Annotated in this window: 18 protein-coding genes and 3 pseudogenes; 13 read left to right on the forward strand and 8 right to left on the reverse strand. The window is 62.4% G+C overall.

Annotation, left to right across the window (positions count from 1 at the left end):
- Nucleotides 1-350: 350 nt before the first annotated feature.
- A complete protein-coding gene (locus tag PMI20_RS25750; protein ID WP_007925190.1) occupies nt 351-962 on the reverse strand; it encodes a phage holin family protein in 612 nt (203 codons plus the stop codon).
- A gap of 143 nt (nt 963-1,105) precedes the next feature.
- Between PMI20_RS25750 and PMI20_RS25755 the strand changes: the two genes are divergently transcribed.
- Nucleotides 1,106-2,083, forward strand: coding sequence for a hypothetical protein (locus PMI20_RS25755; protein WP_007925189.1), 978 nt, complete (start codon nt 1,106-1,108; stop codon nt 2,081-2,083).
- Nucleotides 2,084-2,086: 3 nt separating this feature from the next.
- On the opposite strand, the pseudogene PMI20_RS25760 reads toward PMI20_RS25755, so the two are convergent.
- Nucleotides 2,087-2,788 (reverse strand): annotated as a pseudogene (locus PMI20_RS25760) (sulfite exporter TauE/SafE family protein); the annotation flags it as partial.
- Here PMI20_RS25760 and PMI20_RS25765 point away from each other — a divergent pair.
- Nucleotides 2,784-3,566 (forward strand): AraC family transcriptional regulator, encoded by a 783-nt coding sequence (locus tag PMI20_RS25765; RefSeq protein ID WP_037034511.1) that lies wholly within the window; start codon nt 2,784-2,786, stop codon nt 3,564-3,566. The pseudogene PMI20_RS25760 and the gene PMI20_RS25765 sit on opposite strands and share 5 nt — an antisense overlap.
- 96 nt (nt 3,567-3,662) lie before the next feature.
- Nucleotides 3,663-3,980, forward strand: coding sequence for a helix-turn-helix transcriptional regulator (locus tag PMI20_RS25770; protein ID WP_007925185.1), 318 nt, complete (start codon nt 3,663-3,665; stop codon nt 3,978-3,980).
- Here PMI20_RS25770 and PMI20_RS25775 read toward each other — a convergent pair.
- Entirely contained in the window at nt 3,962-4,519 is a 558-nt protein-coding gene (locus PMI20_RS25775; RefSeq protein WP_007925184.1) for an AAA family ATPase, read from the reverse strand. The two genes, PMI20_RS25770 and PMI20_RS25775, sit on opposite strands and share 19 nt — an antisense overlap.
- 103 nt (nt 4,520-4,622) lie before the next feature.
- On the reverse strand, nt 4,623-5,681 hold the full coding sequence (locus PMI20_RS25780; protein WP_007925183.1) for an MBL fold metallo-hydrolase: 1,059 nt from the start codon (nt 5,679-5,681) through the stop codon (nt 4,623-4,625).
- Nucleotides 5,682-5,883: 202 nt separating this feature from the next.
- Here PMI20_RS25780 and PMI20_RS25785 point away from each other — a divergent pair, with 202 nt between their 5' ends.
- From PMI20_RS25785 to PMI20_RS25800, 5 genes and pseudogenes are all read left to right on the forward strand, one after another.
- Complete coding sequence (locus PMI20_RS25785) at nt 5,884-6,492, forward strand: TetR/AcrR family transcriptional regulator (RefSeq protein WP_007925182.1); 609 nt, start codon at nt 5,884-5,886, stop codon at nt 6,490-6,492.
- A gap of 212 nt (nt 6,493-6,704) precedes the next feature.
- Nucleotides 6,705-7,781, forward strand: coding sequence for a diguanylate cyclase (locus PMI20_RS25790; protein WP_007925181.1), 1,077 nt, complete (start codon nt 6,705-6,707; stop codon nt 7,779-7,781).
- 312 nt (nt 7,782-8,093) lie between these two features.
- Nucleotides 8,094-8,858: pseudogene (locus PMI20_RS31050) on the forward strand (PAS domain-containing protein); the annotation flags it as partial.
- A gap of 117 nt (nt 8,859-8,975) precedes the next feature.
- Nucleotides 8,976-9,413, forward strand: a pseudogene (locus PMI20_RS31055) (methyl-accepting chemotaxis protein); the annotation flags it as partial.
- Between the two features lie 87 nt (nt 9,414-9,500).
- On the forward strand, nt 9,501-10,040 hold the full coding sequence (locus PMI20_RS25800) for a DUF1003 domain-containing protein (protein ID WP_007925179.1): 540 nt from the start codon (nt 9,501-9,503) through the stop codon (nt 10,038-10,040).
- A 1-nt stretch (nt 10,041) separates the two neighbouring features.
- On the opposite strand, the gene PMI20_RS25805 is transcribed toward PMI20_RS25800, so the two are convergent.
- Complete coding sequence (locus tag PMI20_RS25805; RefSeq protein WP_007925178.1) at nt 10,042-10,929, reverse strand: LysR family transcriptional regulator; 888 nt, start codon at nt 10,927-10,929, stop codon at nt 10,042-10,044.
- Between the two features lie 88 nt (nt 10,930-11,017).
- Between PMI20_RS25805 and PMI20_RS25810 the strand changes: the two genes are divergently transcribed.
- Together PMI20_RS25810 and PMI20_RS25815 are read left to right on the forward strand one after the other, a co-directional pair.
- The gene (locus PMI20_RS25810) at nt 11,018-11,737 is read left to right on the forward strand and encodes a CTP synthase C-terminal region-related (seleno)protein (RefSeq protein WP_007925177.1); all 720 of its coding nucleotides are present in this window, start codon (nt 11,018-11,020) and stop codon (nt 11,735-11,737) included.
- Nucleotides 11,734-12,057: an antibiotic biosynthesis monooxygenase family protein gene (locus tag PMI20_RS25815; protein WP_007925176.1), complete on the forward strand. Its 324-nt coding sequence runs from the start codon at nt 11,734-11,736 to the stop codon at nt 12,055-12,057. Before PMI20_RS25810 ends, PMI20_RS25815 begins: the two co-directional genes overlap by 4 nt.
- Nucleotides 12,058-12,152: 95 nt before the next feature.
- Here the strand turns inward: PMI20_RS25815 and PMI20_RS25820 are convergent, their stop codons facing one another.
- Nucleotides 12,153-12,485 (reverse strand): DUF2025 family protein, encoded by a 333-nt coding sequence (locus PMI20_RS25820; RefSeq protein WP_007925175.1) that lies wholly within the window; start codon nt 12,483-12,485, stop codon nt 12,153-12,155.
- Between the two features lie 250 nt (nt 12,486-12,735).
- Between PMI20_RS25820 and PMI20_RS25825 the strand changes: the two genes are divergently transcribed.
- Entirely contained in the window at nt 12,736-13,860 is a 1,125-nt protein-coding gene (locus PMI20_RS25825) for a glycerophosphodiester phosphodiesterase (RefSeq protein WP_007925174.1), read from the forward strand.
- Nucleotides 13,861-13,870: 10 nt separating this feature from the next.
- Nucleotides 13,871-14,551 (forward strand): helix-turn-helix domain-containing protein, encoded by a 681-nt coding sequence (locus PMI20_RS25830; RefSeq protein ID WP_007925173.1) that lies wholly within the window; start codon nt 13,871-13,873, stop codon nt 14,549-14,551.
- A gap of 1 nt (nt 14,552) precedes the next feature.
- Here the strand turns inward: PMI20_RS25830 and PMI20_RS25835 are convergent, their stop codons facing one another.
- Nucleotides 14,553-15,440: a sterol desaturase family protein gene (locus PMI20_RS25835; RefSeq protein WP_007925171.1), complete on the reverse strand. Its 888-nt coding sequence runs from the start codon at nt 15,438-15,440 to the stop codon at nt 14,553-14,555.
- Nucleotides 15,441-15,592: 152 nt separating this feature from the next.
- Here PMI20_RS25835 and PMI20_RS25840 point away from each other — a divergent pair, with 152 nt between their 5' ends.
- On the forward strand, nt 15,593-15,910 hold the full coding sequence (locus tag PMI20_RS25840) for a PepSY domain-containing protein (protein ID WP_007925169.1): 318 nt from the start codon (nt 15,593-15,595) through the stop codon (nt 15,908-15,910).
- Nucleotides 15,911-15,973: 63 nt separating this feature from the next.
- Here PMI20_RS25840 and PMI20_RS25845 read toward each other — a convergent pair whose 3' ends face one another.
- The gene (locus PMI20_RS25845; RefSeq protein ID WP_007925167.1) at nt 15,974-17,599 is read right to left on the reverse strand and encodes a methyl-accepting chemotaxis protein; all 1,626 of its coding nucleotides are present in this window, start codon (nt 17,597-17,599) and stop codon (nt 15,974-15,976) included.
- Nucleotides 17,600-17,751 lie beyond the last annotated feature (152 nt).

Genomic DNA, 17,751 nt, shown 5'->3' on the forward strand with positions numbered 1-17,751 from the left:
ATTGTGAGGGGAAAAGCCGTCTGGCTGGTTCCCACCGGGCCTTCATTCATGAGGCCGGCGCCTTCTTATCGGCCATTTGTTCGAGGCTTACTTGTCCCTCCTTGCCAAAGGTGTGACGTTCTCTGCCAGGACTGTTCAAGACAGCTAAGCTTTTGTTTTTACAAGCTTTAACGCGTAGGACTCGTCTCTATATGGTGAGAGTTTTGTTAATTAGAACTGTAGGAAATTTCATGCCCCTCATGCAGCCGCCATGACCTGGCAAGACTCAGGAAGGCTGTCAGTTTGATTGGTCCCGACGGGGGATTTTTCGTGAGCACGCCCGCCCTACCAAGGGCGTGGTTGGAACGGGGTCATGGCTTGTTCTGTTCCAGCGGACGCCAGTCGAAATGCTGCCGTTCGCCGACGCCATTGAAGTCGACGCGATAGGTGTGTTGCTTGCCGCCGATATCGCAGACGCCGATCAGATCGTGGTTATGCTGTTCGCGCGGCGGTGGCGTCTGGATACGCACGGTACCGTGGCAGTTTTCGTAATTGCAGGGCGCGGTATTGCGATACAGCAGGTAATCGCCACTTTCATCACGCTCGACCCAACGCCCATCGATGAATCGGGCCTGGTCAGGCGCAATGCTGGCGGTGGCCATCTTGCGCTTGCCGTTGCACAGCATCACCCCGCCCATGGCGGCGGCCATGATGAGGTAGGCCAGGATCCGCGACTCCACATTGAAGTAGGAAAGGATGCCCAACGCGTCGGCCAGGATCGACATGACCGAAAGCGCCAGCGCCGGCAGCGATAGAAAAAACGCCACCGCGCCTTTGATGACGCTGCCCCGGCTAACCCGCTCGACACTCCTGGGATCGATGACGAACTGAATGCTGGTGCGTTCAGGCGCCTGATTCTGGGCAATGTTGATGTGGTTGGCATCACCAATGGAGCCGATATTGATGCGATTACCGTCAGACATGAACCTGAGCCTTTTCCGGTGATGAGTGGAACGTGCTACCTACAAGGTTATGCCGAGATCAGCGCCCATGCTTGAAAAGATCAGTGCACTCCCCTGCGCCACCCGCTATTAATAGCCTTCTTCACTCAAGGACCCGAGCCCCCATGAAATTCGACACCGCCTACTGCATCAGCCTCGACGACAAGCTGTCGATCTATGACGTGCGCGATCTGAATTTCGACGAGACCATGGCCTTCGACTCAGCCAAGGAACAATTCCAGTGCCCCAACGATGCCTGTCGCGCCACCTTTGCCGCTGACAATCAGTTGGGGACCTTCAATGCCAAGAACGTCAATTACATCCGCACCCCGCATTTTAAGAACCTGCCTGGCACCCGGCATATCGAAGGCTGCCCGTATGGCACCAGCAGGACGCTGGCAGCCGGAGTGGAGGGTAGCGAGGATGATCGGGAGGAGCATTTCCCATCGGAATTGCTGCTGGCCCGCCGCGAATATGTGCGCAAGCCCGCCAGCCCGGCAGCGGATGGCGATACGCCAGGAACTGCCGCGCCAGCCCCCTCCTCCAGTCTGCGCACGCCGGCCCCGGCTCAGGCCGGCACCCCAGACAAGACCAGTGTCTTCGCTCATCCGGTGGAGTGTTTTGTGTCGAATATCGACGACAAGGAGCTGCTCAAGCGCATGCCGCTGAAGATCGGCGAACACACGGCGTCCTATGCCTCGTTCTTCAAGAAGATCGAATACCTGCTGGACAACAAGGGGTTGATCTACTGGGGCAAGATCAAGGAGATCAAGGACTACACCCAGAGCTTTCGCATCGACTTCGAACAGAAGGTCTGGTTCAAACAGGCGGACGAGGCGAAAAAGAAGCCCTACTCGGTCAATGTCTACCTGAGCAAAAAACTGATCGAGAGCTACCGCAAGCGCAAAGCCTTCCTCGAAGAGATCAAGCATGCGATCGACAGCGAACAAGAGCTGTATTGCTTCTTTTATGGCGTGACCCCGGAGCTGAAACAGGTGCCAAGCAAAAAACACCCCGAACAGACGTTCGGGGTATTCAGCGCCAACATCGAGAACCTCGACCACTTCATCATTCGTGAAGCGCCGGGGTTGGCGCTGGGCTAACCCTTAGCGAACCAGCATGCCGAGCATTACCAGCACCAGCAGGCCGATATACACCCGCGCATGCAGCCGGTCGGGAATGCGCCCGATCCACGGTGAGGCCAGGCACATGCCCAGCAATGAGCCGAGGGTCAGCACGGCAAACGCCAGCAGGTCGATATAGCCGATAAACCAGGGGCCCAGATCGAAGCGACTGAAGCCGGCCATGGCCATATAGGTCAAGGCCCCGGCCAGGGCTACCGGCACGCTCAGCGGGTTGGCCATGGAGGTGGCCTGGGTCATGCTCAAGCCACAACGGCGTAGCAGGGGCACGGTCATCACACTACCGCCGACACCCAGGAAGGTAGCAATGGCCCCGATGCCCAGGCCTCCGGTGTTTTCCAGTCGCCCCAAGCAGCGCGGCGCACGGGTGTCGCTCTGTTCAAGAAAGCCACGACGCATCAGGCAATCGGCAATGGTCAGCGCCAGGTAGGCGATAAAGGCGTAGCGCATCGCCTCACCACTCACCGCCATTGCCAGGACCGCCCCCGCTATAGCTCCCAGCCCGATGTAGCCACCCAGCGGCCACAGATAATGTCGAATCAGGTTGCCCGCGCGGCGGTGTTTGCCGGTGGCCATCAGCACGTTGACGATCATCACGCAGGTCGAGGTGGCGACCGCTATATGCATGGCCGACTGAGCGACAGCATCGTCAGCGCCATGGCTGCTGGATCACACCCCACGCGCCGTGGTGGCGATCGGCACCGATTACCCCCAGGGCCACCTGTTGCCGAGCCACAGCCATCGTCGCGCGCAACTGTTGTATGGCGCCACCGGGGCGATGCAGGTCAGCACCACGAATGGCCGCTGGGTGGTGCCGCCACAGCGTGCGGTATGGATTCCGCCCCGGGTGGCCCATGAGGTGCTGATGCTCGGGGTCAGTACCCGCAGCCTGTACATCGAACCTGCGGCCATGCCGACCCTGGACGATGAGTGCCAGGTGATCAGCGTGTCGCCACTGATGCGCCAGTTGCTGATGGAGGCGGTGGATCTGCCGCTGGCGTACGACGAGAACGGACGCGACGGTGTGCTGGTCAGCCTGTTGTTGCATGAACTGAGCCGTACCACCCGCCTGCCCCTGCACATTCCCCTGCCCGAAATGCCACGCCTGCTCACCCTGTGCCAGGCCTTCCTGCAACAACCCGATGCCCACCAGTCTCCCGAGCAATGGGCACAACAGCTGCACATCAGCCTGCGCACCTTCAACCGCCTGTTCCGCGAGCAGACCGGCATGAGTTTCGTCCAGTGGCGCCAGCGCGCCTGCGTGGTCAGGGCCTTGCCCCGACTGGCCGCAGGCGAGTCGGTGACGCGAATCGCCCTCGATTTCGGCTATGACAGCCCCGCCGCCTTTTCCACCATGTTCCGCCGGGTAGCGGGGCAACCGCCCAGCGCCTACCTGGAAACCGGGGACATAGCGCCGGGACAAGACTTGTCACGAAGACGTTGAGGCGATCGGCAAAATGAGTTTGATCCGGGAGCAAAACAACTGTACAAATAAACAGTACTTTATTGACTCATTTTCACCCGCTTCCGGAGAAATCCCATGGCCTCACTCGCGATGAAAGTCACCCTGGAACGTATCGCCCTCTTCCAGTTCACCCCAGAACACTGCATTCAGGCCCGCGCCATGCTGGGGTGGAGCCAGGAACAGCTGTCACAGGAATCCGGCGTCTCGATTGCCGCCATTCACCGCTTCGAGGCGGGCGGCGAATTGCTCGACGTGACCCGACTGGCCCTGGCCTTTCGCCTGGAAGCAGAAGGCCTGGTGTTCTTCCCCGGTTTCGCTCCGGGGCGTGGCATGAACATCAAGGGTGCGACGCCCAACCCGATGGAACGGCCCGACTACGCCATGATCGAGTGATCCAGGGCGCTCAATACCTCTTCCTGTAATGCCTGCACCGAGCGGTGAGTGGCATCGAGGCGGATTACCGGGCAGCTCAGCCCGGTGATCCAGCTCTCATGCCGGCGCAGGCTGCGCGTACCTTGTCCACCCGTGTCGTAGCCAGCCGCCCAGGCAAGGAAGGTTTGAGTCGCGAGATGGCGTTCGCCGCCCTCATGGATCTGCTCGCCGTAACGCTGAAACTCGCGCACCCGCAAACGCTGCAGGCGGACCTCGGGGTCCAGGCGGAGGAAAATGGCATGGGTGAAAGCCTCAATCATCGGGTCGCCCCAACCGCACAAGGAGCCGGACAACACCCAGCTGTCCAACCCGGCCACCTGCTGCTGCAACAGCTGGATGCGCTCGTCCCGGGGGCGGCGCAGGCTGAAAGGCTGTGCACTGGAGCGCCAGAAGAAGTTATCGGAATCGAAGTGGGCAATATCCAAACGCTGGGCCAGCGCCTGGCCCAAGGTTGTGGTGCCGGAACCAGATGCGCCAAACAGATGAAGCCGATAAGCCATCACCAGGTCCGTCGAGGGTATTGGGGGAATTCTCTAGATACTCCCCAGGCCCGGACACGGCAACCTGGCGATAGCCGGGCTCGGGGAGTAGCCGATGAAGGGTCTACAGATCGCTTGCCGTTACCTGCTCGGCCACGGGGTCGACCTCCATCCACCAGGCGTGCCCCCGCTGCGGGTGCGACAGGTTGAAGGCCTCGCCCATCTGCGGCGTGGCAATGGCGATGCTGCGTTCCCAGGCCAGCGAAAGGATGCGGTCAAACGGTTCGTACCAGGCATGCATCGACAGGTCGAACGTGCCGTTGTGGATGGGTAACAACCAGCGGCCCTTCAAGTCGATGTGCGCCTGCAGGGTCTGCTCAGGCTGCATGTGCACGCCCGGCCACTCGACGTTGTAGGCGCCGGTTTCCATCAGGGTCAGGTCGAAAGGGCCATAACGCTCGCCAATCCGCTTGAAGCCGTCGAAGTAACCGGTGTCACCGCTGAAGAAGATCCGGCTGTCGCCATCGATCATCACCCAGGAGGCCCACAGCGTGCTGTTGCCATCGAACAGGCCACGGCCGGAGAAATGCTGGGACGGCGTGGCGATAAAACGAATGCCATCGACTTCCGTGCCTTCCCACCAGTCCAGCTGACGCACTTTGTCGGCCGGCACACCCCACTTCACCAGGGTATCGCCCACGCCCAGGGGGGTGAGGAAATGGCGGGTCTTGTCCGCCAGCTTGAGCACGGTCTGGTGGTCCAGGTGATCGTAGTGATCATGGGACAGGATCACCGCTTCGATCGGTGGCAATTGCTCCAGGCTGATAGGCGGCTGGTGGAAACGTTTGGGACCGGCCCATTGCACCGGCGATGCGCGTTCGGCGAATACCGGATCCGTGATCCAGAACTTGTCATGCAGCTTCAACAGCACCGTCGAATGCCCCAGGCGGTAGACGCTCTGGTTCGGCGCCGCCAGCAGCTGTTCGTGGGTCAATGGCTGCACCGGAATGGCCCCGGTGGGGCGAGTGTTGCGCGGTTTGTGGAACAGCATGCGCCAGAAAATACCCAGCGTCTTGCCCAGCCCGGCACGCCGGACCGGCGTGTGATTACGGAACGCACCTTGTTCCTGCAGGGACGTTTCGGGACGTGAGGCGCTGTCTGCACGGGAAGAGAGAGTGGCCATGAATCAGTGACTCCAAGGAACCCGAAAAGGCTCCGGTGATTCTCTGCGGAACGACAAAGGCCAATGCACGCAAGCGTCAGCCGACCATCGTTTTTCTGTCATGAACTACACTGCACAGTGTAGTTTTTCTAGATTGCAACAAACCCGGGACTAAGTAAACTGCCCCCGGATAACTGCCAACGACCGCCATCGAACCCAACTTATGACAGCTCCGAAGCGCCTGACCGACCTCAAACGCGAAGCCATCATCCAGGCGGCGATCACCGAATTCCATGCCAGCGGGTTCGATATCACCAGCATGGACAAGATCGCGGCGACGGCCGGAGTTTCCAAGCGCACGGTGTACAACCATTTCCCCAGCAAGGAAGAGTTGTTCACCGAGATCCTGCACAAGTTATGGGCCAGCATCAGGGCGCGACCGGACATTCTTTACCGTCCGGGATTAAGCCTGCGTGAACAGTTGCGCGAGTTGTTGATGGCCAAGCTGCAACTGCTGGCCGACGACAATTTCCTCAACCTGGCACAGGTTGCCATTGCCGCCACCCTCCACTCCCCCGAGCGCGCCCAGTACATGGTGGCGCGCATGGGCGAGCGCGAGGAAGGCCTGATGGTGTGGATTCGTTCGGCCCAGGCGGACGGCCAGCTCAAGCCGCTCGACCCGGATTTCGCCGCCCAACAGATCCACGGCATGCTCAAGACCTTTGCCTTCTGGCCGCAGATCACCATGAACCGGCCGCCTCTCGACGTGGAGGAACGGCACCGTGTCGTCGAATCCGCGATAGACATGTTCCTGGCCACCTATCAGGCCTGATCCCCCCTCGACAGCGAATCCGCCGTGCTGCAACGGTGCTGATCGACCGCTCTGCAATGGGCGTTTGCGTACGCCCGTGCCATTAAATGGCCTGCAAGGACACTGATTATTCTTCCTGGAATAAATGACAATGTTCGCCGCCTCGCCCGCGGAAGGATGGCGGCCAGTAAAAACATCACAAGGTATTTCAATACCGGCTGACACGGAATTTTATGGATAACCAACAAGGCAAAGGGCTGTCGTTTGCCAAACGTATTTACCTGCCCAGGGTGGTCGGGATGGGAATCGGCTGCGTCAGCGTATTCGCCGGCCTGTACCCGGTGCAGCAACCGTCCTGGGTCTGGGCGCTCCTGCTGTTCAACGGTTTTCTCTGGCCGCACCTGGCGTACCTGATCTCGACCCGGGCCGAGTTTCCCTACCAGGCTGAACGCCGCAACCTGTGGTGCGACTCGCTGTTCGGGGGCTTCTGGGCGGCAGCGATGCAGTTCAATCCGCTACCCACGGTGACCATCCTGGCGATGATGGCCATGAACAACCTTGCGGCCGGAGGGCTGCGCTTGTTCATCCGCGGCTTTTTCGCCCAGCTCGGCGGTGTGCTGCTCGCTTGGTTGCTGCTCGGCCCGGCCTTCACCGGGCACACCACTCAGTGGCAGATCTATGCTTGCCTGCCCATGCTGACCCTCTACCCGATGGCCCTGGGCATGGTCTGCTATCAGTTGGCGATCAAACTGTTCGAACACAAGCATGCCCTGCGCGCATTGAGTCGCACCGACAGCCTCACCGGCTTGCTCAACCACGGCGCCTGGAAAGATCTGCTGCACCTCAAATTCACCAAGTGCCAGCAGCAACGCTGCCAGGGCACCATTGCCTTGATCGACATCGATCATTTCAAACGCATCAACGACTGCCACGGCCATATCCTGGGCGATACCGTGCTGCATCAGTTGAGTTGCGACCTCAGGCACAACCTGCGCCAAGGCGACCTGACCGGTCGCTATGGCGGAGATGAGTTCTGCGTCATCTTCCCCGCGACCTCACTCCAGCAGGCCCACGAAGTCATGGAGCGGCTGCGTGAGGTCTTCAGCCACTATCGCCATCCGGACATACCGCAACTCAGGGTCAGCCTGAGCATTGGCCTGGCCGCCTGGCACCCGGGGCTGAGCGATGCAGCGATGTGGCTCATCGAAGCGGACAAAGCCTTGTATGCCGCGAAAAACTCCGGGCGTAACAAAGTCGCAAGCGCCAGCCAGGAAAGCCACGCCTTCCTCGCCGCAATGAATGACTCCTGAGAAGTTGTACAAAAAACATTCGGTATAACTTTACTCAGCATCATTCAGGTCATTTCGGAATAATTGTTCTTAACACTATTCCAAAAACCAGATAAAACCCTTCGGTCACAAAAAATAAACCCTCTACACTCAAAGTCACAGTGTCTTTCCAAGTGTTCAGATATCCAAAAGTACGCACGTATCACTTAAGCGTTTATCTGCCAGTCATGGAATGCTGGCATTGAGCGGAAAATGCCGAGGTCCCTTGGCTTTCGGCATTCAGGCGCGCAACAGGGACTGCCTTCAGGTTTTTCCCACGGAGTACCGGCCATCATGCTATTTAGCCGCCAGAATAAAAGGATCGACGCCTTGCAGCGCACCATCGCCCAACAAGCCAGCCTGCTCGATGCCATCGAACGCTCGATGGCGGTGATCGAGTTCGACCTGGAGGGCATAGCCTTGCGGGCTAACGACAATTTCCTCAAAACCATGGGCTATCGCGCAGAACAGGTCGTCGGCCACCACCACCGCCAGTTCTGTCGCCCCGAGTTTGCCCGCAGCAACGAATACCGCGAACTCTGGGCGCGCCTGAAAAACGGCCAGTTCGAAGCGGGCACCTTCGAACGCATCGATGCCAAAGGGCAATCGGTGTGGCTTGAGGCCAGCTACAACCCGATCAAGGATTCCGACGGCAACGTCATCAAGGTGGTGAAATACGCCCTCGACGTCACTCTGAAAGTCCAGCAGGAGAGCGAGTCCAAGGGCAAGCTGCATGCTATTGACCGCGCTATGGCGATGATCGAATTCAATCTCGACGGCAGCATCATCACCGCCAACCAGAACTTCCTCAATCGCCTCGGCTATACCCTCGCCGAACTCAAGGGCAAACATCACCGGATTTTCTGCAAGCCCGAGCTGGTGAACAGCAGCGCCTATCAGGATTTCTGGCGGCGTCTCAATCAGGGCGAGTTCTTCAGTGGTCAGTTCGAGCGCATCGACAAATATGGGCAATCGCTGTGGCTCGAAGCCAACTACAACCCGGTGTACGACGCCGCCGGGCGCTTGTGCAAAGTGGTCAAGTACGCCTCCGACGTCACCGCGATGGTGGAAAAACATGCCCAGGACGCCCAAAGCGCAACCCAGGCCTATCACATCTCGGTCGAAACCCGGCATGTCGCCGAACAGGGCACCGAGGTGATCCAGCAAGCGGCCAGCGAAATGCGCCAGATTGCCGCCAACATCGAAGCGTCGTCGACCCTGATCGCCAAGCTCGGCGAGCGCTCCGAACAGATCACCGCGATCGTCAACACCATCCGGGCGATCGCCGACCAGACCAACCTGCTGGCGCTCAATGCCGCTATCGAAGCCGCGCGCGCCGGCGAACAGGGGCGCGGCTTTGCCGTAGTCGCCGACGAGGTCCGGCAACTGGCCGCCCGTACCAGCGGTTCGACTGCGGAAATCTCCGAGATGATCGACATGATCCAGACCGAAACCCAGCAAGCCATCAAGAGCATGGACGGCACCCGGGATCGGGCGGCCAAGGGCGTCGACCTGGCGGATCAGGCCGGCACGGTGATCCTGCAGATTCGTGACGGTACCAGCGAAGCGGTACAGGCCGTGAGCATGTTCGCCAACGAACGTGCAGCGTTCTGAACCGGCGTTTCTGAATCGATGCCAGGGAAGGCGTCGACGCCGACAGGGCTCTATAGTGACCGGCAGTCCCATCGCCCCGAGCCCGCCATGAACCCGACTCCATCCGAAACAGCCTCAGCCGCCCCTGTCGACCACCTGCGTTTCCACCGCCCCCACGCCCATCTGGCCCCGACCTTCGGCACCGACCGCTTTGCCCTGAAGGCCGAAGCCTTCGCCCGCTTTTTCGGCACCCCGACCTTTCTCGGCGCGCAAACCCTGATCGTACTGATCTGGATCGGGCTCAACCTGAGCGGGGTGACGCACTTCGACGTCTACCCCTTCATCCTTCTCAACCTGGCTTTCAGTCTGCAAGCGGCCTATGCCGCGCCACTGATCCTGCTGGCCCAGACTCGCCAGGCCGCGCGCGACAAAGCCCAGACCGACGCCGATGCCCAGCACCGCGAAGCCATCGCTATCGCCAACAGCGAACGTCAGGCGCAAGCCGCGCAACACAGCGCGCAACTGCTCGAACTGCTGGAGCAGAACACCCGCCTGACCGAGATGACCAAACAGCTGAGCGAACGCATCGAGGGCCTGACCTCGGAAATGCACCGGCACGTCCTGCACAAGGACCCGCCCCAGGCATGACTCACTGCGGCGCGCGCAGACGCTGGCTCAATTCGTCGAACAGCGTCACCACCGCGCGCAGCGCCCGGCAGTCGGCCCGGGTCAGCAACCAGAGCGCGGTGTCGCACCCCGGCAGCGGGTCGCTCAGGGATTGCAGGGCGGTGGTGTCGTCGAGCAGGAAATCCGGCAACACCGCCACCCCCAGCCCGGCCTTCACCAGTTCGCTGACCGCCAGCATGCTGTTGCAGCGATAGCCTGGCACCACACCGGGCAACGCCTGCCGGCGCCAGGCCACCGTGGCGTGGTCCGGGAGAAAATCGTCCGGGGCGATCCAGGTCAGCCCGGCCAGATCCGTCGAGGCGGCCGACTGCCTGTAGGCCGGGCTGGCACAGACCCGGTAAGACACCGCCCGCAACTGCCGGCCCACCAGGTGCTCGGGCGGCGTGCGTGTCAGGCGCAGGGCCAGGTCGGCGTCGCGCCGGCTGAGGTTGGCGAAATCATTGGAGGTGCTGAGCTCCAGGGCCAGTGCCGGATAGCGCGGCATGAAGTGCGCCAGCGCCGGCAACAACAGGCCCTGCAGCACCGAGTCGGTACAGGTCAAACGCACCGTGCCGCTGACCACCGCGCCGCCCTGCTCCACCCCGACCCGTGCCGCGTCCAGTGCCTGTTCCGCGCGTTCGGCCTGCTCGGCCAGGGTGCGGGCCAGGCCGGTGGGCAGGTAGCCGGCGCGGCTCTTGTCGAACAGCTGCTGGCCCAGCGCAGCCTCGAGGCGGCGCACCGCACGGAACACCGTGGACACATCGACTTTCAACAACGCCGCCGCGCGGGCCAGGGAGCCGCCGCGCACCAGGGCGAGGATCAGCGACAGGTCGGGGTAGTCGAGCCGATAGTGCGTGGCTGCATTGATCACTTGGATAAACGCCAATATTGAGTGCGTGAGCGCCAATCTATAGTGGCATCCAGCAACCGACAAGCGTTGGCCCTACCAGGAGAAATCCATGCCGCACATCGCACATTCGCCGACCCTGCACATCGCCCTGGTGGGCGACTACGACCCTCAGGTCACCGCGCACCAGGCCATTCCCCTGGCCCTGGAAATGGCCGCCGAGGAAACCAGCCTCAAGGTGCACTATCGCTGGCTGGCCACCGACAGCCTGACCAGCGACGCGCCACTGCAAGCGGTCGACGGCATCTGGTGTGTGCCCGCCAGCCCCTACCGCTGCATGGACGGCGCCCTGCGCGCCATCCGCTTTGCCCGCGAACAGCAGCGGCCCTTCCTCGGCACCTGCGGCGGTTTTCAGCACGCAGTGCTGGAGTACGCGCGCAACGTGCTGGGCTGGGCCGATGCCGAACACGGCGAAACCCATCCCGAGGCCGAGCGCGCCTTGCTCACGCCGCTGACCTGCGCCCTGGTGGAAGCCACCGACAGCATTCATCTGAGCGAAGGCAGCCGCATCGCCGAAGCCTATGGCGAGCGCCTGATCAGCGAAGGTTATCGCTGTCGCTACGGGGTCAATCCGCAGTTCGCGGCGCAACTGCTCAAGCACAACCTGCGCCCCAGCGGCTACGACTCGGCCGGCGACCTGCGGGCGGTGGAACTGTGCGACCAGCGGTTTTTTGTCGCCACCCTGTTCCAGCCGGAACGGGCAGCGCTCAAAGGCGTCGTGCCGCCCCTGGTCAGCGCCCTGCTCGCCGCTTGCCTGGAGCGTCACGCATGATCGCCCGCACACCCGAGGCGCCCTATTACGCGGTGATTTTCAGCGCCCAACGCCGCGAACCGGACCCGGCCTACGAGCAGACCGCCGAACGCATGGTCGAACTGGCGCGGCAGCAACCGGGGTTTCTCGGCCTGGAGTTCGCGCGTAACGAGGAGGGCTTCGGCATCACGGTCTCCTATTGGCGGGACCAGGCCTCAATCCTCGCCTGGAAGCAGCATGCCGAACACCGCATCGCCCGCGAACGCGGGCGCAGCGACTGGTACGCGGCCTGCCACACCCGGGTGTGCAAGGTCGAACGCGCCTACCTGTTCGAACGCTGAGACCTGATCGCGAGCAAGCTCGCTCCTACAGAAACCGCCCCCTGTGGGAGCGAGCTTGCTCGCGATAGCGCCAGCCCGGCCACCGCGCATCCCGGTTATTGCGCCGCCGGCAGCAGATTGCGCACCGCCGAAATCTCCGGCAGGTCGGTGCGGCGCATGTACACGCGCAAGGGTTCACTGATGTTGATGCGGTCGTCGATGTTCTGTTCCAGCAGCAGCTGGATCAGCTCGCGCTTGAGCACCATGACCTGGCCCTCGGCGCTGGCCCAGACGAATTCGCTGGCGGGGGTGATGGCGTCGTCGGCGACGTCCATGCCGAAGGAGTCTTCGCTGAAGCGCACGATGTGCTGGCCGCTCTTGCGGTTGAAACCGACAAACCCCTTGAGCTGGTCGGCAGCCTGGCAGATGAGTTCGGATGTGATGCGCATGGTAAACCTCACTGAGTGTCCCGAAGGACAGGTGATCGATGGTTTACACGCCAGGCAAGAGTGGAAATGTTTTCGGGCTTCCCTCTGACGGGGAAACTTCAGGGCGCAAGCGTACTGCAAAGCACCCCACAAAAGCGTCGGAAAATTTGCCGCAGGTGCAGATTTATGTCGGTTTCGCGATAGCACAACGGCCATTCAATTGTTAAAAGGTAGTCCTTTGAAAATCGCCCTCCACGAAAGGACCTCGACCATGCCTGCCACCTTCACCAAAAGCGCCCTGATGCTGAGCCTGATGCTTGGCCTGGGCCAGGCACAGGCCGCCAGCCCAAGCCCCACCGCACTGGCTGTCAGCCAAGGCATTCCACACCCCGCGGTGATCGCTCACCGGGGCGCGTCCTTCGATGCACCGGAGTCCACCGCCGCCGCCTACAAACTGGCCCGCGACCTGGGCGCCAACTACCTGGAAATGGACCTGCAACGCAGCAAGGACGGCGTGCTGTTCGCCCTGCACGACAACAACCTGCAACGCACCACCGACGTCGCCAGCAAGTTTCCCGAGCGCAAGGACAGCCCGGCCAACGCCTTCACCATGGCCGAGCTGAAAACCCTCGACGCCGGCAGCTGGTTCAACCAGGCCTATCCCGACCGTGCCCGTGCGAGCTACGTCGGCCTGAAGATCCTGACCCTCGACGAAATCATCGACATCGCCCAGAGCAACCCGCATCACAAGCCCGGCCTGTACATCGAGACCAAGGAGCCCAAGCAGTTCCCCGGCATCGAGCACGACCTCAAGGAAAAACTCCAGGACCGCGGCTGGCTCAGCCCGGCCGGCTCCAAGCTGGCGAAAAGCGACCTGGCGGTAGGCCAGGGCAAAGGCAAGGTGGTGTTGCAGACCTTCGAGAAGAGCAGCCTGGAACTGCTGCAGAAAGAAATGCCGAAAGTGCCGAAGATCCTCCTGCTGTGGATCGGTGAAGGCGGCATGCAGCCCAAGTCCGACGTGACCTTCGCCAACAGCGGCGAGAAGGACAAGGCGGCCTACTACGCCAAGCAGGAGCCCAAGGACAAGGCCGAGTTCGAGCAGTGGGTCAGCTACGCCAAGGCCCAGGGCGCCATCGGCACCGGCCCGTCGGCGGCACTGGCCAACGGTGGCGACCAGAGCTATTTCGACCTGGTGCAACCCTGGATGAACCAGTTCACCCACGACCAGGGCCTGCTGGTGCACGTTTACACCATCGACGAGCCAGTGGACTTCAAGAAGGTCCTGGACTCCGGTGTCGACGGCATCTTCACCAACCGCGCCGCGGAACTGCTCAAGTACGTCAAGCGCCCGGCCAGCGGCAGCGTCAGCCAGTTGCTCGAGGCCAACGGCTACTGAGCCGGTCGCCGTGCGCACGCCCGAGTGGACAGGCCAGCTGTGGCTCGGGCGTGACTACGGACTGATCCAGGGCGAGCTGGGGCGTACCGCGCCCCACGCCCACTACGCCCATCAACTGATCCTCGCCCCCACCGCACCGGTCACCGTCAGCCTCGACGGCCTGCCCTGCACCGCCCGACAGGTGTTTATCCCGGCCATGCAACGGCATGCCATCCTCGATGCGCCCGGGACCCTGTTCACCCTCTACGCCGAACCGCTGACGATTGACGCCCAGGCCCTGCAAGACAGCCTGCTGGGTGTCGAGCTGACGCTGCCGGCGCTGACCGAGGCGCTGCGGCGTTGCCCGCGCCGAATCTTGCAGGACCGGCGGATCGAAAAGGCCCTGGCCGCCCTCGACCGACAATTGGCAGGCAAGGTCTCGGCCAGTGCCCTGGCAGCCCACGCGCACCTGTCCCTGAGCCAGCTGGAACGGCTGTTCAGCGGCCAGCTTGGGTTGCCGGTGCGGCGCCTGGTGCTGTGGCGGCGCCTGCGCCTGGCGATGGGCCTGGTGCTGGCGGGCCAGGCCATCACCGAGGCCGCCCATGGCGCTGGGTTTGCCGACTCCGCGCACTTCTCCCGCACCCTGAAAACCCTGTTCGGCGTCACCGCGCGCCAGGCCCTGCAACATATCGAGCTGCGCCTGCTGGACTGACTCAACGACGCAACGGCAAGGGCACCGGCGGTTCCTCCTGCACGGCTTGCCTGCTGAAGGGTGCCAGCAATTGTCGCCAATACGCCTGCGGATAATCCGGCTGGCTGCCGATGCCCAGGTCGCCCTGGCGGATCGGGTAGGCCGAAGAATAAAACGCCGTGCCCAGCAACCAGTCCCAGACATTCAGGAACAGGCCGAAATTCACATTGCCGGCGGTGCCGTACTTCATGTGGTGAAAGCGATGCATCGGCGCCCAGGCAAACACCCAGCCCAGGGGACCGGGGCGGATGTCGACATTGGAGTGTTGCAACAACAGCTGGATGGCAATGGCAAACGCCAGCAGTTGCGCCACCGGCAAGGGGATTCCCAAGAACAGCAGCGGCAATAGTCCGGCGCTGGCTTCCAGCAACTGATGCAGCGGGTGCTTCATCAAGCCGTTGAAGCCATACAAACGCTGCACGCTGTGATGCACCGCATGCAGGCGCCACAGCCAGGGCAGCCGATGGCTGAAGTAATGCGCCAGGGTCAGGCCGCAGTCGGCGATGACCATCGCCAGCGCCAACTGCGCCCACAGCGACCAGCTGCGCGGCCACAGGCCATCGAACGCCAGCAGGCTCACCAGCCCCGGCAACAGCAGCAACCCCAGGGCGTTCAGGCTTTCATTGACCAGCGCGTGCAACACGTCGCGCAAGCGATCCTGCCGCGGGCGGTTCCAGTCCACCTCATAGGGCAACCACCACTCCGCCAGAAAGGACACCCCGAGCGCCCCGGCGAACACCAGCAGCAACCAGCCCGGGGCCAGCCCCGGCGTGCCCATCACCCACACGCCAGCGCCGATGAAGCCGGCGAAAAACGCGGGACCGTACAAACCTTTGATCATTGCTTTCATCACTGCCTCTCCTGTTCGAGAGCACAGCTTGAAAGACCCGAGGGCGACGGTGATTGAACAAACGGCGCAAAGCTTGCGCTGAATTAAGGGTGAATTAAGTTGTACCGGCTAACCTGAACCCACTTAAACGAATCACCCCAAGGAAAGACCCTATGAAAACGTTGACTGCCCTGTTCGCCGCTACCGCCCTGACCCTGACCGCCGGCCTGGCCCAGGCCGACGTGCGCCCGGACCTGATCCCGGGCCTGCTCAAGGCCGGCACCATCATGGACCTGGAAAAACTCAACCAGGCAGCACTGGCCGAACACCCTGGCACCACCGCCGCCAACATCACCGACACCGAGCTTGAGCAAACAGCGGCCGGCGCCTACGTCTACCAGGTGGAACTGCGTGACGCCAAAGGCGTCGAGTGGGACGTCGATCTGGATGCCAAGACCGGCAAGGTCCTGAGCAACAAGCAAGACAAGTAATTCTTCAGGACAAAAAAAGCCGCGCGACCGAAAGGCCACGCGGCTTTTTCATGCCCTGGCGCATCAGGCACTCAGGCGTGCCGTCACCTCGTTCAACTGCCCCGACAGCTCGTGCAGGTTCTGGCTGGCGCGCTCGGTGCGCTGCACGTTATCCAGGTTGGTGCTGGCGATCGTGGTGATCTCGGTCAGGTTGCGCGAGATGTCCTCGGCCACCGAGGTCTGCTCTTCCGCCGCCGTGGCGATCTGCCGGTTCATGTCGCGGATCGCCTCGACCGCCTCGGTGATCCGCTCCAGCATGGCGCCGGCCTGGGTCACCTGCTCGACGCTGGCATCGCTGCGCGCCTGGCCACTCTCGATCGCATGGGCGGCGTCCAGCGCGCCGGTCTGCACGCTCTGGATAATCTGGTTGATCTCGATGATCGACGCCGCGGTGCGCTGCGCCAGGCTGCGTACCTCGTCGGCGACCACGGCGAAACCACGCCCGGCTTCGCCGGCCCGGGCCGCCTCGATGGCCGCGTTGAGCGCCAGCAGGTTGGTCTGCTCGGCGATGCCGCGGATCACCTCCAGCACCTTGCCGATACGTCCGCTGTCGGCTTCCAGGCGGCGGATCACCTCGGCGGTGTTGGCGATTTCGCCACGCATCAGGGTGATGGTGTGGATGGTGCCCTGCATCACCTGCTCGCCCTGCTGGGCCGACTGGTCGGCGTCATCGGCGGCGCGCGCCGCATCCGCCGCATGGCGCGCCACTTCCTGGGCGGTGGCGGACATTTCATTCATCGCCGTGGCGACCTGGTCGGTGCGATTGAACTGATCGTTGGTGCCCTGGGACATCAGGGTGGCAATCGCATTCAGCTCGCCGCTGGAGCTGTCCAGGTCGGTGGCGCTGCGCTGCAGGCGGCTGAAGGTTTCGGCGAGGAAATCCCGCAAGGTGTTGGCGGCCACCGCCAGCTTGCCCAGCTCGTCCTGACGGCTGCTGGCCACGCGCTCGGCAATCCGCCCCCGGCTGAGTTGCGCCACGTAGTCGATCAACTGGCGGATCGGCTCCACCAGGCTACGGTTGACCAGCCACAGGCTCAGCAGGCCGATCAACAAGCCCGAGGCCAGCATCACCAGCAGGCCGATCCACACCGTGCGCTGGGCGGCGGCGCTGATGTCGCGCGACCGCTCGCTGCCCTGCTTGCGCAACTCGCTCACCAGTTCGCTCATCTGCTCGCTGGTGGCGCGGTCCACGCCCTTGACCGCGGCATCGCCGGCGGCCGGATCGGCACCGGCGGCGACAAAGGCATCGCGGCCTTTCTGGTAGGCCGTGCCCAGCACCCAGTGCTCTTCACGCAAGCGCTCGATACGGCCCTTGAGCGCCGCATCGATGCCGGGCTCGGCCGCCAGCTGGCCAAGAATACCCTGCACATCGCGCTGGCGATCCTCGAACTGCTGCCAGTATTTACTCAGGTCGGCGCTCTGCTTGCCACGCAGCAACACGTTTTTCCATTCCTGCACCTGGACCTTGAATTGCAGGTTGGCTTCATCGATCAACTGCGAGGTGCGCAACGGCCCCTCGATCAGTTCGCGATAACTTTGCACGCCGCTGGACAGGAAGTGAAAACACGCCAGCGCGATCAACAGCACCGCCAGCAGGCTGCCGCTCAACAAAGCCAGAACTTGCGCTCTCAGGGATTTTTGCAAGGACATCGAATGAGATCTCTCAACAGGGATAGAGCACGCCCGAGGCGGGCATGGGTAGCGTGCGAACATCCCTGTCAGGCTAACCGGGGCAAGCCGATCGCGCAGTCGTCGTAGGCATGATCGGCCTGAAAGAGGCATTCTTGAGCGCCTCCGACAAC

The organism is Pseudomonas sp. GM17 (assembly GCF_000282175.2).
GTDB lineage: Bacteria > Pseudomonadota > Gammaproteobacteria > Pseudomonadales > Pseudomonadaceae > Aquipseudomonas > Aquipseudomonas chlororaphis.

Coding starts and splice junctions, on each gene's coding strand:
- PMI20_RS25750 (WP_007925190.1), bottom strand. CDS start 962: ATGTCTGACGGTAATCGCATCAATATCGGCTCCATTGGTGATGCCAAC.
- PMI20_RS25755 (WP_007925189.1), top strand. CDS start 1,106: ATGAAATTCGACACCGCCTACTGCATCAGCCTCGACGACAAGCTGTCG.
- PMI20_RS25770 (WP_007925185.1), top strand. CDS start 3,663: ATGGCCTCACTCGCGATGAAAGTCACCCTGGAACGTATCGCCCTCTTC.
- PMI20_RS25775 (WP_007925184.1), bottom strand. CDS start 4,519: ATGGCTTATCGGCTTCATCTGTTTGGCGCATCTGGTTCCGGCACCACA.
- PMI20_RS25780 (WP_007925183.1), bottom strand. CDS start 5,681: ATGGCCACTCTCTCTTCCCGTGCAGACAGCGCCTCACGTCCCGAAACG.
- PMI20_RS25785 (WP_007925182.1), top strand. CDS start 5,884: ATGACAGCTCCGAAGCGCCTGACCGACCTCAAACGCGAAGCCATCATC.
- PMI20_RS25790 (WP_007925181.1), top strand. CDS start 6,705: ATGGATAACCAACAAGGCAAAGGGCTGTCGTTTGCCAAACGTATTTAC.
- PMI20_RS25800 (WP_007925179.1), top strand. CDS start 9,501: ATGAACCCGACTCCATCCGAAACAGCCTCAGCCGCCCCTGTCGACCAC.
- PMI20_RS25810 (WP_007925177.1), top strand. CDS start 11,018: ATGCCGCACATCGCACATTCGCCGACCCTGCACATCGCCCTGGTGGGC.
- PMI20_RS25815 (WP_007925176.1), top strand. CDS start 11,734: ATGATCGCCCGCACACCCGAGGCGCCCTATTACGCGGTGATTTTCAGC.
- PMI20_RS25820 (WP_007925175.1), bottom strand. CDS start 12,485: ATGCGCATCACATCCGAACTCATCTGCCAGGCTGCCGACCAGCTCAAG.
- PMI20_RS25825 (WP_007925174.1), top strand. CDS start 12,736: ATGCCTGCCACCTTCACCAAAAGCGCCCTGATGCTGAGCCTGATGCTT.
- PMI20_RS25835 (WP_007925171.1), bottom strand. CDS start 15,440: ATGAAAGCAATGATCAAAGGTTTGTACGGTCCCGCGTTTTTCGCCGGC.
- PMI20_RS25840 (WP_007925169.1), top strand. CDS start 15,593: ATGAAAACGTTGACTGCCCTGTTCGCCGCTACCGCCCTGACCCTGACC.
- PMI20_RS25845 (WP_007925167.1), bottom strand. CDS start 17,599: ATGTCCTTGCAAAAATCCCTGAGAGCGCAAGTTCTGGCTTTGTTGAGC.